General features: G+C 40.2%; 15 protein-coding genes. All 15 read right to left on the reverse strand.

Annotated features, from left to right (window positions below; translation table 11 throughout):
* The 15 genes from PSF27_RS11460 to PSF27_RS11530 all read right to left on the reverse strand — a co-directional run bounded on the left by PSF27_RS11460 (position 1) and on the right by PSF27_RS11530 (position 15,431).
* On the reverse strand, positions 1 to 990 hold the full coding sequence (locus PSF27_RS11460; protein WP_047757179.1) for an iron chelate uptake ABC transporter family permease subunit: 990 nt from the start codon (positions 988 to 990) through the stop codon (positions 1 to 3).
* Positions 977 to 1,939, reverse strand: a complete 963-nt coding sequence (locus PSF27_RS11465) for an ABC transporter permease (protein WP_206083377.1) — start codon at positions 1,937 to 1,939, stop codon at positions 977 to 979. The genes PSF27_RS11460 and PSF27_RS11465 overlap by 14 nt, the downstream gene beginning before the upstream one ends.
* Before the next feature lie 3 nt (positions 1,940 to 1,942).
* Positions 1,943 to 2,911 carry a siderophore ABC transporter substrate-binding protein gene (locus PSF27_RS11470; RefSeq protein ID WP_206083376.1) on the reverse strand — a complete coding sequence of 323 codons (969 nt, stop codon included), beginning with the start codon at positions 2,909 to 2,911 and terminating at the stop codon, positions 1,943 to 1,945.
* Positions 2,912 to 3,268: 357 nt separating this feature from the next.
* On the reverse strand, positions 3,269 to 3,541 hold the full coding sequence (locus PSF27_RS11475) for a helix-turn-helix domain-containing protein (protein WP_206083375.1): 273 nt from the start codon (positions 3,539 to 3,541) through the stop codon (positions 3,269 to 3,271).
* Positions 3,542 to 3,555: 14 nt separating this feature from the next.
* Positions 3,556 to 4,398, reverse strand: coding sequence for an MrpH family fimbial adhesin (locus tag PSF27_RS11480; RefSeq protein ID WP_272539353.1), 843 nt, complete (start codon positions 4,396 to 4,398; stop codon positions 3,556 to 3,558).
* 17 nt (positions 4,399 to 4,415) lie between these two features.
* On the reverse strand, positions 4,416 to 4,946 hold the full coding sequence (locus PSF27_RS11485) for a fimbrial protein (RefSeq protein ID WP_206083373.1): 531 nt from the start codon (positions 4,944 to 4,946) through the stop codon (positions 4,416 to 4,418).
* A complete protein-coding gene (locus PSF27_RS11490; RefSeq protein WP_241016808.1) occupies positions 4,946 to 5,431 on the reverse strand; it encodes a fimbrial protein in 486 nt (161 codons plus the stop codon). Before PSF27_RS11490 ends, PSF27_RS11485 begins: the two co-directional genes overlap by 1 nt.
* Before the next feature lie 11 nt (positions 5,432 to 5,442).
* Positions 5,443 to 5,997, reverse strand: a complete 555-nt coding sequence (locus PSF27_RS11495; protein ID WP_206083372.1) for a fimbrial protein — start codon at positions 5,995 to 5,997, stop codon at positions 5,443 to 5,445.
* On the reverse strand, positions 5,990 to 6,571 hold the full coding sequence (locus tag PSF27_RS11500) for a fimbrial protein (protein WP_206083371.1): 582 nt from the start codon (positions 6,569 to 6,571) through the stop codon (positions 5,990 to 5,992). Before PSF27_RS11500 ends, PSF27_RS11495 begins: the two co-directional genes overlap by 8 nt.
* Before the next feature lie 13 nt (positions 6,572 to 6,584).
* Positions 6,585 to 7,337 (reverse strand): fimbria/pilus periplasmic chaperone, encoded by a 753-nt coding sequence (locus PSF27_RS11505; protein ID WP_206083370.1) that lies wholly within the window; start codon positions 7,335 to 7,337, stop codon positions 6,585 to 6,587.
* 35 nt (positions 7,338 to 7,372) lie between these two features.
* Positions 7,373 to 10,063 (reverse strand): outer membrane usher protein, encoded by a 2,691-nt coding sequence (locus tag PSF27_RS11510; RefSeq protein WP_206083369.1) that lies wholly within the window; start codon positions 10,061 to 10,063, stop codon positions 7,373 to 7,375.
* A gap of 20 nt (positions 10,064 to 10,083) precedes the next feature.
* On the reverse strand, positions 10,084 to 10,635 hold the full coding sequence (locus PSF27_RS11515; protein ID WP_225818672.1) for a fimbrial protein: 552 nt from the start codon (positions 10,633 to 10,635) through the stop codon (positions 10,084 to 10,086).
* Between the two features lie 79 nt (positions 10,636 to 10,714).
* On the reverse strand, positions 10,715 to 11,245 hold the full coding sequence (locus tag PSF27_RS11520; RefSeq protein WP_206083367.1) for a fimbrial protein: 531 nt from the start codon (positions 11,243 to 11,245) through the stop codon (positions 10,715 to 10,717).
* 1,455 nt (positions 11,246 to 12,700) lie between these two features.
* Positions 12,701 to 13,957, reverse strand: coding sequence for an amino acid deaminase (locus PSF27_RS11525; protein ID WP_272681484.1), 1,257 nt, complete (start codon positions 13,955 to 13,957; stop codon positions 12,701 to 12,703).
* Between the two features lie 22 nt (positions 13,958 to 13,979).
* Positions 13,980 to 15,431, reverse strand: coding sequence for a sodium:solute symporter family protein (locus PSF27_RS11530; RefSeq protein ID WP_206083365.1), 1,452 nt, complete (start codon positions 15,429 to 15,431; stop codon positions 13,980 to 13,982).
* Positions 15,432 to 15,433 lie beyond the last annotated feature (2 nt).

Below are 15,433 nucleotides of genomic sequence, written 5' to 3' on the forward strand. Positions count from 1 at the left end.
CTAAAACCTTCTTAACACCATATAAATAAAGAATATTCCGCCAACAAACTCAATAACAACGGACAAGGTTCCCGCCATATTTAAACCATATTCAAGAACGAGCTGTCCGCCAATCAGCGCTATCACACCTAACAAGAAAGACACGGGTAATAAATAGCGGTGCTGGCTACTCCCACTGATAAAGTAAGCCAAGTTTGCCACCATCAGTCCTAAGAAGGTTAAAGGCCCAACCAAGGCGGTTGAGATAGCGACTAAGATGGAAATCAGCAGTAAAATAACCGTGACTTGTTGGCGATAATTAATCCCTAAATTAACGGCATTGGCCTGCCCTAATGCCAAGACATCAAAGCAATAACGCATCCGCCACAAGAGAACGCCAACGACAACAGTAATAAGCAAGGTAAAGAAAATAAGCTCTGGCGTACCTCGAGTGAACGTTGCAAACATGCGGCTTTGTAAAATGGAAAACTCATTTGGATCCATTAGACGCTGGAGTAATGTGGCCACACTGCGAAATAACGTGCCTAAAATGATACCTACCATCAATACCAGGTTGATATTCATTTTCACAGAGACAAATAACCAGCGATAAAGCAGAACCGAAAACAGCACAAGCAAAGTCGATTCCAACAGGAACTTACCGATATTTAGTAACCATGAAGCAGGGAAGCTGTCAGTATAAAAAATAAAGACGGTTTGCAACAAGACAAACAAAGCCTCAAGCCCCATGATTGATGGCGTCAATATTTTATTATTTGCAATGGTTTGGAACAATACTGTCGATACCCCCGCTGCAAACGCCACAACAATCATGGTCAACACGATATAACCACGATGCGGTAGAATATACGCAAGGTTATTGCCTAAGTTGATTGTCATATAAAGCACAATGGATAGCAGCGATAAAGCCAACAATATCCATATTCTTTGCAGTGGCGTTAACCCTTTTTTAGGTTTTGCTAACGCAATTGCGGAGTTAACTTTTTGCATAACGTTGTTGCTTCAACAATAAATATAAGAAAATAACAGCGCCAACCACACCTAGAATCACACTCGCAGGGATTTCAAATGGATAGCGGATCAAACGCCCAATAATGTCGCACAGTAAAACTAAACCACCACCCGCAATACATATCCACGGAATGGTTTTGCGAATGTTATCCCCCATCACTAAGCTCACAAGATTTGGAATAATTAAGCCTAGGAAAGGTAACGCACCAACCACAACGACCACGACACCGCTAATCAGCGCGATAATGGATAAGCCGATGGTCATGACTTTACGATAATTGAGCCCCACATTAATGGAAAATTCACGGCCCATACCAGCAACAGTAAAACTATCTGCAATCCAGCAGGCGATTAACGTGAGAATGCCCACCAGCCAAAGCAATTCATAGCGACCCTGAATGATGCTAGAAAAGTCGCCGCTCATCCATGCCCCAAGGGACTGAAGTAAGTCAAAATAATAGGCTGTAAAGATAGTTAACGCGCTAATCACCGCACCTAACATGATACCCACTAATGGTACTATCAGCGCTGATTTTAAAATGACACGGCGTAATAACAGCATAAACAGCATCGTGCCAATCAGGGCAAAGCCACTTGCAACGACCATTTTGGTCATAATACTTGCCGCTGGGAATAGAATCATCACGACCAGTAAGCCTAAACTGGCAGACTGTGTTGTACCCGCAAGCGAGGGCTCAACGAAGCGGTTTTGTGTGAGTAATTGCATGATAAGCCCTGCAACACTCATGGCACTGCCGGCTAGAATTAGGGAGACGGTTCGAGGAATTCGGCTAATAAAAAAGATGTCTTGCATCTCTGGGTCGGTGAAAAGCGAAACGGGTGACACGTCACCCGCTCCAACAAACAAGCTTAATACCGCTAAAACCAATAACGTGATAATTCCACAAAAAAGATAAAGCGTTTTCATTGGTTATTTTGCTTGGCTCTTCTCTAATGCGTTATTGATATCATCCATTAATTTGGAATAGGTCTGGATACCACCTGAGATGTATACCGCTGTTGGGTCAAGGTAAGTAATCTGGCCTTTTTCCCATGCAGCTGTTTTTCTCACTAATGCGTTATCAAGTACTTCCGCTGCAGGTTGTGCGTCTGCTTTACCAATCGCGCTATCACGGTCAATCACAAACAGCCAATCTGGGTTTAATTTTACCAGTAATTCAGCATTGACGATGTTACCGTGACGACCCGTGTTTTCTTCAAAGACATACGCAGGCTCGAAACCTAACACATCAAAAATAAAGCCAAAACGTGAACCTGGGCCATAAGCAGAAATTTTACCGCCACTGACTAAAATCACCATCGCTTTACCCGCAGTTGGGGCTTTAGTTTTAATACCATCAATTTTGGTATTGAAATCGGCAATCAGTTTTTTTGCTTCTTCTTCTTTACCAAACAGGGCGCCAAGCTCATTAGTACGCTCAGTTAAGCTACCGATAAAGTTTTTGTTGTCGATATCTAAAGAAATCGTTGGAGCAACGCCGCTCAATTTATCATATGCATCACGAGCACGACTACCACCTAAAATCAGGTCAGGTTTTGCGTTACTTAATGTTTCATAAGCAGGTTCAAACAGCGTTCCGCCATTCACATACTCAGAGCCACTGTATTTCGTTAAGAATTCAGGAAAACGTACGTTGGTTTGTGGAACCCCTGCGACGGGTGCACCTAATGCATCCATGATGTCCAGTGTTTCCATGTTCATGACAATCACTTTTTGTGGATGGCGAGGAATTTCAGTTTTGCCTTGTACATGTTCAATTGTAATGGTTTGTTTCTCTGCCGCTTGGGTTGTTTCTGGCGTTTCTTTTGCGTTATCGCAACCCGCCAAAACTAAAGCGGATAATAAGGCAAGACCTGAAACTAATGATTTTGCAAACATCTTATTTCCTCCATCCATCTATAAAAGTACTGACGATAAAATGTCAACGTCTCGAAGAGGGAGTATCTTACACGTTATTAAGCGCTAATGATATTAGTTTGCATTTGCATTTGCTAAAAAGATGTTAGAACGCACAAAATCACCAATTCTATAAATGGATATCAATCAAAATAAAGCGTAGGAAAGAAATATTGGAAAGGAACTCATTGAAATGATGGATAATCAACGCCCTAAATACAGGGCAAAAATAAATAGGCTGAGTCTTCAACTACATTTGCATTCTGGCAGCTCAATTATAACGAACGACAGAAATTATAATCCCAGCCTATTTATCATTAATACCAATTTAAACGCTCATCAATGAATGTCATCTAGCCGCCCATTTTCAATGAGTTGGGAGCTGATATCTTCCAGAAACCAATCAATTGGTGTTTCCATCAAAAATGAAAGTTTAAATAAATGAAACAGGTCAATTTTGATCTTCCCTCTTTCATAACGAGAGATTTGTTGCTGGCTTACACCTAGCAGTTGAGCCAGTTGAAAACCCGTATAACCGAGCTCTCTGCGTTTCTCTAAGATCCTTTGACCGACCATATAATGGATTTTTTCACTACCGTTTTCTGAATACATATTTTCACCATTTATTAAGGTACAGTTAGAATAAGGGCTGCCGCGCCTTCAAATGTGCCAGGTTGAACACGACCATTCGTCCCTAATACGGCTTTCAGGTTGACGGTATTTGTTCCCCCAGCAGGTACATAAAATTTATAACCCGCCTCTCCTGGCGTGTTATTCGCCCCTAAAAATAAGTTGGCATATAAACTACCATCTGGCTTTAAGTTAACCCGACCATTTGTAACGTTAACCCCTGTTGCGACAACCAGCACATCCATCGCTAGATTACATGTTACAGTGATGGGGACTTCTTTTGCTTGCCCTGCGAGATCAGCTTCACTAATTGCACCAAAGTTAATATCTGGGATACTGTTATTGATCTTACAGGCGCCAATTGGTGGAGGTGCAATACCACATAATGAACCAGGGATTAACCCTCCATTATTTGTCACGCCTGTCGTCTCTTGATAAAATAATCCCACACATTCTTGGTTATTCTGTAACCTGACACCTGTGTGTACAGCCCATTGTGTTGCAGGAGCCAGTGCTTTAGTCATCACTCCAGGGATGTTCTGAACCTCTCTCATCGTCCGGTACTTAGAAATTTCAGCAATATTTACTGTTGCCGCACCAGGCGTTCCATTCGCTGTATGTTTATGGCTAATGGTGAGGTAACATTGAGACCAACCATAGCAAGGGTTCATCACACTGGGTGATTCAGGATCCCAACGGGCTATAACATATTTATAGTCTGCATCCCCTCTAGCTGGATTGGCTCCTGGCTTTGACTCTGTGATATAAGAGAATATGGATGCCGATGCAGAAGATGAAAACATGACTGCACCAATTAATAGAGATAAGAAAACTTTCATATTAGTTCACAGCCTTATTATTCATAATCTAATTTAAATGTGGCCACGGCACTGTATGGCCCCACTTTAATTGTCTTGTTCTTAATCGCTTCAGGCTCACCTTTTAAATAGGCATAAAAGCGCAGTTGGTTAGCCCCATTTTGTAATGTAATCTTCGCGCCTTTTTTTTCGATATCGAGCGCTGTTTTATCACTGTTTTGCAGTCCCACAGCAAAACCTGATGCCACACTGCTTGTTGAAAGCGCTAAAAAACCAGGTAATGCGAGGTTTGGTGTTCCTGAGAAAGTCACCTCAACAGATTTACCAATTGTGGTATCACAGTCTGCTAATTTAATCGCAAACTCCCTCGGTACCGTTTCGCCATAGGCATAAAAGTTCTTTTCTGGCGTATCAAAAAAATCCATCGGGATATTTTCATCACCAGGTAAAATTGTGCAGGGTTCTTCCACTAAGTTACCGATAATTTTTAAGTTATCTGGTACAGCAAAAGCCGCATTCACATTTATGAATAAAGCACCAGCAACTGCACATTGAATTAATTTGTTCATTATTGGTACTCCGCGAGCAATGTCCCTGTTGCGGTAAAGCTTCCTTCTGGCAACGTAATGCCTGGTTTCTTCACAGGCACCACCGCGAGAACAGGCGCTTGCCCATAAACAATTTTCATTGGCTTATTAATTTCAAAACCAAGGCCATTTTGTGTAATGCGCATTCCAAGGTCTTGAATATTGGTTTGCAGAGCGGCTTTGTCAAAATCAGTTGCCGTCCCCTTAATAGTGAGTATTAAATCCCAACCTTTTAAATTCGCATCACATTTCAACGCATAATTAATCGGTTTTGTGAAGTTAGTACCATCAATTTTATGTAAGCCAATATCTTTATAATCAATAACTTCCACTTTATCTTCAAATACAGTACACGGAGGTGGTATTAATAAAGTGCCTGTAAATTCCACGTCATCAGCAATAGCTATACCCGTAGGTATAACTAACAAACTCATTACCAGAGGAAGCTTTTTTATGAATTTTTGCATTGTTCTTCCCCTTATTGATAATCAAGTTTGATAGTGACACCTGCACGAAAAGCACCACCTTGTGTCAGTGTTTTCGATAGATCGCGAACAGGTATCGCTTCAAATTGAGGTGCATTGGGATAAACAAACTTAATTTCTTGATTTAAGCGAAGTTTGTTTCCGTTATAACGAAACGCAATACCTAAGCCAGGAATATCCGTTTCAACTGCCCCTGAATCAAAAGATATTGGGATCCCAACCAGGGTCATTTTCATTTGTTCAGTGGGTCTTTTATCGCACTTTATATTGTAATTAACTGGCTTAGCGTAAGCAGAGCCATCAATCCGCGTGCTCATGATTTCTTGAAAGTCCACCTTGACAATATTACCGTTATTAATGACGCAAGGTGGTGGTGCTAAAACAACGCCTTTAATCGGAACGGTCACCATACCAGGAGTTATCGTTGCCCTTGTTCCCGCTGAAGGGCTAATACGTGAGTCTGGTAGCCCTGCATATGAAGCTGACGTTGAAAATATTCCAGCAAGGCAGAATGCCAGCAGGTACCTCTGCTTATTTAAATCACTCATAATCCACCTTAAAGTCCATTACAGCGCTGAAACTTCCTTCCGTTAGTTTTTCGGGGGTCCTCACTGGCGTGACAAAATATTGAAGAGTACCCTGTGGTGCATCAAGAAACTGAGGACGCCCTTGGCTTCCAAGCCGAATATCACCTCTTTGCGCATCAGTGACTTCTAATGCCAAACCAGAGACACCTTTAACACTCAACATTTCAGGGAAATATTTATCTGATACCGCAACAAAAGAGACGGTTATCACAGGTTGCATCGCATCCCAAATTGGCGTATCGGTTCGAATGTCTCTCATTCGGCTTGCCGTGCGAATGCAATGCCTAAATTCTAATTCGAATGAGACAGGCTCAGCTCTATCACCTGGTTTACGGAGTGAAGATGAAGGGATCTCCCCTAGAGACACTTCTTGGCGCATTGAATTAGTCACATCCATAGTACAAGCTGCTTCTGTCATCATGCCATTTACTGTCAATGTTCCATGTAAACCCTCTATATCCCAACTATCTGCGCTGCTGGTAAACACAGGCGCGACGCTGAATATAATAGCGCTAAACAGGAGAGTCCTTTTCATACATTATTCTCCGTTATCTGTCCGTCGAAGATTCAACTTTACATGTTGTGCCTGCACAGCCGAACGTTAATTTTGGCCTTCCGCCATAGTCATTGATATACGTTAGAACTGGTTTTGCACCCATTGAACTTGCACTGCCTTTTAGCATTCCATTACTTTTTGGCGAAATCATCACTGGTTCAAATTGTTTAACCGTATCACCACCCACTTTTGAACTGGCATCCACAATGGTGACAAAATAAGCCGTTGGATTACTGACTTCATAAGCATCACCTTTGCGCGTTAACGTAATTTTTTCCTGCCATGGGTTTTCGAGGTCAGTACGTGTGGCATATAGCGCTTTTGGTCGATAAAACAACTTAATGCGTGTCTGCAGTGCAATTTGCAATACGTTAGCTTCTTTACTACGTGGTGGAATTTCACGTAAGTTAAAGTAGTAAACACTTTCTCTATCTTGTGGCAATGCGGATACATCAGGGAGCGATTGAATCTTAACTTGGCTACTTTCACCTGCTTCTACGCGTTGAACTGGCGGTAAAACCGTTAATGGACTTTCAATTTTGTTACCATTCTCATCTTCAATCCAACCTTGCGCAAGATAAGGTAATTCAGTGTTTTCGTTTTTAATATTTAAGCTGATAGTCTTATCAGCGCCATTATAAATGACACGGGTTCTATCCAGTGCAATGGCAGCTAACGCCTGGCCGCACAGCACAGTCGATAACGTAATTGTTGTCGTAAAAAACGCAATTTTTTTAATATTCATAAGTACCAACTCTTTTTAAACTCTAATAACCCGGTTTACTCGGTATAATCGATAATTTGAGCGAGATCTGGTGGCTTCAATAACCAACGCTGACTCGGTGCGACTCCCTGCTGAATTGGCGCTGGCTTATAAGCTGGCGCTGGTTTCCCCACGGGTACCGCTTTTGCTGGTATATAACCAGGCTTGGCATTCGGGCTGTTAGTACAGGGTAATAACAGGGAATTAAACTCTGCCGTGCTAATATTTTCAGGAATCTGAATCTTGCATTGCACGCTACCATCCCAATAAACATCCAACACTTCATTTGGATTCACACCTGAGATATACACAGAACCATTATCCGTAACGATACCTAACTCTCTGTTTTTCTCATTTCGTACTGTTGCACCAAATGGTGGATAGCTACCATCTGCAAGCGCAAGCCTAACCATCGTTTTTATCCCTGATAACACTTCAAACTCACGGTAAGCGACGGCACCTTCTGTCAGTGTAATTGGCTGAGATGTTCGAACTGCTTCCACATTGTCAGGCAAGTTAGTCACATCAATTCGCGTACTGGTACGGTAATAGTCACTGATATCTGCAACGACAGCTTTACCGAACATATTAGTTTCTGTATTTGGCCCAAAACCTTGAATAGGCACGTTCCCCACACCTTCTGTACTCACCATGACTCGGCTTCCGCCTGGTGTATTGATACGGTGTAATGCAGCACCGTGGCCTGTTACAGTTGCACCACCCTGTAATGAGAATGCTGCTGAAGATGTATCACCATTGATATAGCTCGTACTCGCTGTCATCGTTGCCAAATCAGCATAACGCGTGTAGAAGCCATCGATAGTTCCACGACCTCGACTACTCAACCCAGTTCCAACACGATAATTTGTCTTATCATCAATGGCGTCAAAATAGCTGACAGTGTGTGAGTTACCGTCTTTTGTGATCATGTTGTTGTAGCTTATGGACGCTCTATCCGCCCAAGGCACAGACAGGTTCATGTATAACCCATCATCATTGTTTTTATTATCAAATTTGTTACGAAATGCCGTGAGACTTAAGTTAATATTTTTAAAGCGACCAAGATCAAAATATTTAGCAACGGAAAGGTTGTAACGTTTTGCTGCTGGTTTATTCCAATACGTTTCATGGTTATAGTTCAGATATGCCGTCAGATCTGCAGTTGTAAAGTATTTATTAAACGTAATGGTGTATAACTCTTTACTGTTATCAAACTCCACGCCTCTGTAGCGACGATCTAAGTATTGATTCATACTCATAAAGTCACGCTCAGAGAATCGGTAACCTGCGAACGTCACTTGGCTATCATAATCTTCGAAACGTTTTGAATAACTTAAACGATACGATGCACCTGTATAAATTTTGTTATCCGTTTTTAGTTTTGCGCGTGATTCAGTCACATCGAATGAGATAGCACCGAAGGCTAGCAAATCTCGACCAACACCGAGTGATAATGCGTTATAGTCACCTGCTGCAAGCCCACCACCGAATAATGACCAACCGTTAGAGATACCCCAACTGAATTCGCCCATGACGAACCCTTGCCCTTCGGTTTTATGATCCATATTATTTGGGCGACCACCCGCAACTTTGAAAAGCACTGAACCAGGTCGAGTCAAATACGGTATTGATGCAGTATTCATCTGGAATTCTTGTACTGAGCCGTCTTGTTCTTCAACCCGTACATCTAACTTACCATTAACAGCATCACTTAAATCTTGGATACGAAAAGGCCCTGGTGCGACTTGGGTTTCGTAAATCACTCGCCCTTGCTGAGTTACAATGACTTTTGCATTTGTTCTTGCAACACCTGTAACTTCAGGTGCGTAACCACGTAAGTTTGGCGGCAGCATTCTCTCATCAGAGATCAAACTTGCCCCCATATAACGGAATGAATCAAACAGCCCTGAACGCAAAAACTGTTCACCCATTGTCAGCTTTGCATTTAGCTCTTTTACAGCTCGGTAAGCGTAATATTGGCTCCAATCCCAACGACGGTCTGTGGATTGCCCATTAGTGCGATTATAACTTGCTTGCCAATCTGCTCTAAAGCGCCATGCACCTAAGTTAAAGCCAGTTGTTCCATTCCCTGTTAATGATTGGGTATTGGCTGAATCTGCAGGTCTTGTGATGTTAGCATTCAAGTTATAGTCAAAAAGTAAGGCAGGTACACCTTCGTCCCAGCGGGATGGCGGATCCCAATTATCAGAAGTAAACTCAATATAAGCCTGTGGTACAGTCAACGTGACAGTTTCTTTAGCCAACGAGCCAGCTATTGTCATTCCTGGAATACTTTCAGGAATTAAACATTGCCCTTTGCTATCAAACTGAACCTTTTTTTTCCATTCGTCTCGTAAAGCAATGCTATCGACAATATTTGCCGTCAAGCATGGCGTAGTGATACTAGGATCATTGGGATCAGCGATATATTCAATATCAAAGCTATCAGCGAGGTCTCGGTTATTTAAATTAACCTTAAATGGATATTTCCCTGGCATCACATAGCCAGCACGAGAGAACTCATTTAAAGAAATATTGCTTTTATCCTGAAGATCTAAAACATCGGTATTAAACTCAATACTATCATTATTCGCATTAGCTAAATTTATATGAGCAATTGCAATGAACACCATAGCCGCTACAGGTGTTAAAAAATAACTTACTGAGTTATTAGATACTTTATTTTTACTTTTTAATAACAGAGCCATAATAGTCCCTTAGTAATAACTCAGTAATAATCCATCTTAAAACGGATAGTGGTCTGATAGTTTCCTGGCTTTAAACGTTTATTATTAGGCACAACACGCACGTTATAGTGAAGTGTTGTTTCACCTGCTTTGATAGGCAAATCAGGCATCGCCTTACCAGGGATTGCAACATTTCCATCAGCATCAGAAATTTTTACTGACAATCCATTTGCGTGACCGAAAACATCAAAATTGCGACCATCTGTCGGACCATCAAATGTAATATTGAAAGTTTGCCAATTAGGAGTTCCAGGCGTTACCGGTGTTAGAACACAATTAATAAGACGTATCGAGAAATTACGAACTGGACTTTCTCTGTCATGAATTATTTGACTAACAGGCACAGTAGTTATGCTTACTGATTGATCTCGGCTATCTGCATCAATTGCACAGGGGGTTTCGATAATTGAACCACCCATTGTGACGGTTCCTTCGAATGGACCTTGTGCCCGAGAAATTTGATTTTGTGCACTAACTATTGGGGCAAACATTATTCCTGAAAGCACCATGACAATTGTGCCAAAGTGATTCATAACGACTCCATTTCAACTTAATGAGCAATTTCAATTCATTAAAATTAGTGCCCATACATCCTTGTACGGGCGGTACCAATTACTGGTAGCTCAGAGCAAATGTTGCGATTGCATCAAATTCACCCGGAACAGCAGGTTTGTTTGTCGCGTCTGCATCACCTTGTAAGAATGCAGTGAAGCGCAGTGTGTTAGCACCAGTAAACAGAGTTTGAGATGGAGATTTAGCGCCTAAATCAATTTTGTCGCCATTAACGTCAGTGATAACGATACCCGCATTTTTAGCTGTACCAGCGATAGCTAAACCACCATTAACAGAAGTACTTGGCGTACCTGTGAATGTAGTTTGTACAGTTTTCAGAGTAGTGATATCACACTGTTCTAACTCAATATTGAAAGGACGAGCAACACTTTTACCGCCGCCGTTTAATGCTGAAGTTGCGATAGCACCCATCTTAACTTCAAATGCTTCAGAACCTGGTGGGATTGAGCAAGGAGCATCAATGATTGAACCTTTAAAAGTTACAGTACCAGAACCTTGGTTTGCAGAAGCAGAACCAGCAACAACAGCCAGACCTAAACCTAATACTAAAGCAAGTTTATTTAATTTCATTTTATACATTTCCATTAGATAAAAAAGACGACACAAATTAAAATAACGAGTTATTATTAATCTGATTATTTTAATTTTTTCTTAAAATATGTTTGGTTAGTAAACATTAAAAATTGACATGCTAACTATCCCTAATTTATTAGGCTCCGCTAATAAACCAGATAATTAAACAATGTATCAATGCGAAGCCATTATTATATCTCATTTTAATTATGTCAAATTATAGAGTTAATAAACAACCCAGAGAGGTAAGCTTGTGAAATATATAAAATAATTCAAAAATTACAGCCATTAAATACTCTAATATAGGATAATCAAGTAACCACACTTCAATTTAAATAGACTTTTTTTAATAAAAAACCACAAAATAACTCCATTCTTCAATAATAAAGTTTTTTATACTCATAAAACGGGTGCTTATTAGTGAAAAAAAATGACTAAAAATAAAATATAACTAAAAATCAGAAATAAATAACAAAAAAACATTTAACTATGTTTTTACTTTAATAAGAAACATCTTAATTTTAAACATTAAATAATTTCATAATGTTTCCAATATTACCTTCTGTTACACATTTAATGTGTTAATTTAAATGAAAATAAAAAATAAAACATTAAATTACAAATAGTTACTCCAAAATAACCATATAACAAAAAACGAGTAGAAATATGTGTGATTAACAATTACTAATGATTAATCACACTCATATATATATAGTAAAAATAAAACAACACAACAGAAAATCATTAAATAAAAAATAGTAAAAAAATATCAAGTCGTATTAAAACACTAAGAAAAGCATTACAAAAATATTCAAAGTGTGTTTTTTTGTAACTTTCAATATTAATTATGGAATAAAAAAACCATAAAATCCATTTATAAAAGACAAAATCAAAGTCAACAACATTAATGAATGAAGGTATTAAGAAACCTTACATAAGCCAATAAACTCATCTACTCTCGATGCCCCCCCAAAATGCTAGGAATTATAATGATTAAATAGTACTGAATAGTTTCATCATTTAAATATTATTCATAATTATTAATTTATACCTTACACTAGCGATGATTACGTAATAATGAAGGTGCTACCATCTATTATTATCCTCATTTTATCTAATATTAACTTAACATCATCTTTTTAAGATCTCCTTAAATACCCTTTGATTTATGTCAAGGGAATCCTTTATCTGCACTAGAAAAATTGAATATACCTGACACCTATCGTTTAATTTATAGTGATAAAACATCAATTCCTGCCACTGTCTTGTCAGTAAAAACTGAAATACCTCTGATATCGTAAAATTACTTTATGAGGTAAGACTCTAAAGCTGGCAATTCAAACGTTGTACGCTAATATCCAATAACACAGCCAGTTGGCATTACAAAAATAAATAAAAAAAACCAGCTACTTAACAAAGAAGCTGGTTTTAATTAACAAACAAGAATGCGGTTTAGAAAAATGTTGGCATATCTTCTAGCACGTTATATTCATCATCCGTCAGATAAATAACTTTCCACTTATCAAACGTAATGCACGGGTGCGATGTACCAAAAACGAGGATGTCCCCTACTTGAAAATTACAACTTTCATCAAAAGATAAAATGGCATGTTGGTCCATTAAGCCAAACGTTTTTGCACTTCCTCGTTGGAATGAAAGCCGCTGACCATCTCGATATTGTGCTAAAGGTTGAGGTAACCCAGCATCAAATGCGACATCTCTTTTACCAAAATTAACAATTGCCCGCCCTTTTTCAGGAACCGACTGTACTAATGCCACAATTTCCATTGCGGGCATCAAGTCTCCTTCTAACTGACAAGCGATACTATCCCGCGCTTTTAGGGCTTGTTGAGCCTCATCATAAATACCATGGTCATGTGTAATATAACAACCAGGGCGAATGACAAAGCGAAAAGCCTTTGAAAAGGTAAACTCTGCCACCTTCTTACTCACAAGGTCATACCAAACTGAACCTGCTCCTGTGAGTAATACCTCTCCCTGATATCTATCAAACACCCCCAATCTATCGAGTTTTTGGCTCGTCGCTAAGACTCGCTGTAAGAATTGCTGCACCTCATTAATGTCTTTTTCTGCATCATCGCTATGAATAACACCCTCATAAAATTCAATTCCAGCAATGACTAGAGAGGGTAATGCTTTTAATTCTTCGGCTAACAACAGTGCTTCATCCTCTGTACGACAACCACAACGCCCACCATTAACACCCAGTTCAATCAAAACATTCAATGTTTGGTTTTCGCGTGAAAAAACCTCGGCAAGTTGTTTCGCATTTTGAATACTATCAACACAACAATACAAGTTGGCTTGATTGAGTTTAACCAGTTCGCCAAGTAACCGAATATTCGTTTTACCAACAACCTGATTAGCAATCACAATGTGCTTAATACCCGATTCAATTGCCACCTTTGCCTGATAAACAGTTCCAACACTCAACCCCCACGCACCTTGTGCGATTTGGCGTTTGAAAATTGCGGGAGTCATCGTCGTTTTACCATGAGGTGATAACGACACATTTACGGTGTTCGCATAATATTGCATCCATGCAATATTATTTTCTAATTCACGCTGTTTCACGACCACCGCAGGTAAACACACGTCCTCGTGAAGAATGTTTATCTGCACACTCTCTGAGTTAGGCAACCTCGCCGACTTATGCTTTATCTCTTCGAGAAAATTATATTTCGTCATTTGCATCTCTCAATTTGGACATTTATTTACTTTTCGCCGTATTTTCTCTTTCGTGGGTAATGTTTTCTAAAACTTCCTCACGGCTGAGTTTATTTTTTGGTGTCACTAAAGTGACAACCACCGCACAAACCAAGCTGATCAATAATGCAGGGATCACGGGGTTACCTAATTTTGCAGACCACTCTGGCGTTAAAATAATCGTTAACGATGTTGAGCTTCCCGCCACCAGCGCGGCTATACAACCTTGCCAGTTAAAGCGATGCCAAAATTTACCTAATAACACGGTGACACAAAGCCCTGACATAATCATTGAAATCATTTTAGTGATATAACCAATGATGTCATTTGAGGTCAATGCGAATACCAGTGCAAGCAAGATAACGCCAAGTAAGAAGATCCGAGATAAGTTAATGGCTTTCTCTGGTGGTGGCATTTTCCCTGTTACCATCGTATAGATATCACGTAGGATTATCGAAACCCCTGCGATGGCGTCAGAGCTACCTGATGACATATTAGCTGACATACCTGCGATCAATACCACCATTGCCAGTACATGCGGTAATGCATTGGTTGCATATAAGAAAGCAAAACTGCTGTTTTCTAAATTAGGTTCCATTACATGGGTTGCCATGCCGATAATTGCAGGTAAGAACGAGAACCCCATATATAAGACGCCAGTAATAATGAATGATTGGCGAATGGCTTTTGTTGACGCTGCTGAATAAATACGCTGACGATAGGAAGGTGTCGCTAGAACACCAATACCAATCACAATTGCAAGTGAAATAGCAGGTAGCATACCAAGTTTACCAATCCCAAATAACGTGAACGCCTTCGGATCCGTATTTTGTACAACGACATCCCATCCGCCGACGTAGCTCACTGAGGCGACGGCAAGAATAATAAACCCGAGGAATAAGACGATGGATTGTAATGTATCGATCCATGAAACAGCTTTATAACCACCGATACCCACATAGAATACAAACCCGACAGCAATGATGATCTTCGCTACTGTGATATCAATGTCTGCAGCCCATGCCAAGTATAAGCCGCCCCCAAGGATGTGCGCACCTAACCAACCAATTGATGCTAAGAAAATTAATATCGCAACCAGGTTTTTGACTAAGCGGCTGCCACCTGTGTAGTAACAAATTTCCTCACTCATTGTCATAAAGCGATAGTTTCTTACTGGCGCAAATAACCAAGCGGTGAGTAAGATCCCCGTTGCGCCGCCGATGCCATATAACATACCAGCCCAACCATTCGAATAACCGAAACTCACCGCACCAATACTTGACCCTGTTCCCACCATCGTTCCGACAGTAGACCCTAAGGTGAGTAACATCGGTAATTTTCTGCCGCCAAGAATGAAATCTTCACCTGTCTTTTGATGCCTTGTTACATACCAGCCAATGAACATCATGACGAACGCATACAGCAAAAACCACATTAAGAAATTATTATGTTCCATAA

Origin of the sequence: Providencia sp. PROV129 (assembly GCF_028482245.1) — a bacterium.
In the GTDB taxonomy this organism is placed as follows: domain Bacteria; phylum Pseudomonadota; class Gammaproteobacteria; order Enterobacterales; family Enterobacteriaceae; genus Providencia; species Providencia vermicola.

What these genes read in the sequence shown, in the direction of transcription:
- PSF27_RS11470 (WP_206083376.1), bottom strand. Translation starts at nt 2,911, where the DNA reads ATGTTTGCAAAATCATTAGTTTCAGGTCTTGCCTTATTATCCGCTTTA.
- PSF27_RS11505 (WP_206083370.1), bottom strand. Translation starts at nt 7,337, where the DNA reads ATGAATATTAAAAAAATTGCGTTTTTTACGACAACAATTACGTTATCG.
- PSF27_RS11495 (WP_206083372.1), bottom strand. Translation starts at nt 5,997, where the DNA reads ATGAGTGATTTAAATAAGCAGAGGTACCTGCTGGCATTCTGCCTTGCT.
- PSF27_RS11530 (WP_206083365.1), bottom strand. Translation starts at nt 15,431, where the DNA reads ATGGAACATAATAATTTCTTAATGTGGTTTTTGCTGTATGCGTTCGTC.
- PSF27_RS11520 (WP_206083367.1), bottom strand. Translation starts at nt 11,245, where the DNA reads ATGAAATTAAATAAACTTGCTTTAGTATTAGGTTTAGGTCTGGCTGTT.
- PSF27_RS11480 (WP_272539353.1), bottom strand. Translation starts at nt 4,398, where the DNA reads ATGAAAGTTTTCTTATCTCTATTAATTGGTGCAGTCATGTTTTCATCT.
- PSF27_RS11510 (WP_206083369.1), bottom strand. Translation starts at nt 10,063, where the DNA reads ATGGCTCTGTTATTAAAAAGTAAAAATAAAGTATCTAATAACTCAGTA.
- PSF27_RS11525 (WP_272681484.1), bottom strand. Translation starts at nt 13,957, where the DNA reads ATGACGAAATATAATTTTCTCGAAGAGATAAAGCATAAGTCGGCGAGG.
- PSF27_RS11490 (WP_241016808.1), bottom strand. Translation starts at nt 5,431, where the DNA reads ATGCAAAAATTCATAAAAAAGCTTCCTCTGGTAATGAGTTTGTTAGTT.
- PSF27_RS11515 (WP_225818672.1), bottom strand. Translation starts at nt 10,635, where the DNA reads ATGAATCACTTTGGCACAATTGTCATGGTGCTTTCAGGAATAATGTTT.
- PSF27_RS11475 (WP_206083375.1), bottom strand. Translation starts at nt 3,541, where the DNA reads ATGTATTCAGAAAACGGTAGTGAAAAAATCCATTATATGGTCGGTCAA.
- PSF27_RS11500 (WP_206083371.1), bottom strand. Translation starts at nt 6,571, where the DNA reads ATGAAAAGGACTCTCCTGTTTAGCGCTATTATATTCAGCGTCGCGCCT.
- PSF27_RS11485 (WP_206083373.1), bottom strand. Translation starts at nt 4,946, where the DNA reads ATGAACAAATTAATTCAATGTGCAGTTGCTGGTGCTTTATTCATAAAT.
- PSF27_RS11460 (WP_047757179.1), bottom strand. Translation starts at nt 990, where the DNA reads ATGCAAAAAGTTAACTCCGCAATTGCGTTAGCAAAACCTAAAAAAGGG.
- PSF27_RS11465 (WP_206083377.1), bottom strand. Translation starts at nt 1,939, where the DNA reads ATGAAAACGCTTTATCTTTTTTGTGGAATTATCACGTTATTGGTTTTA.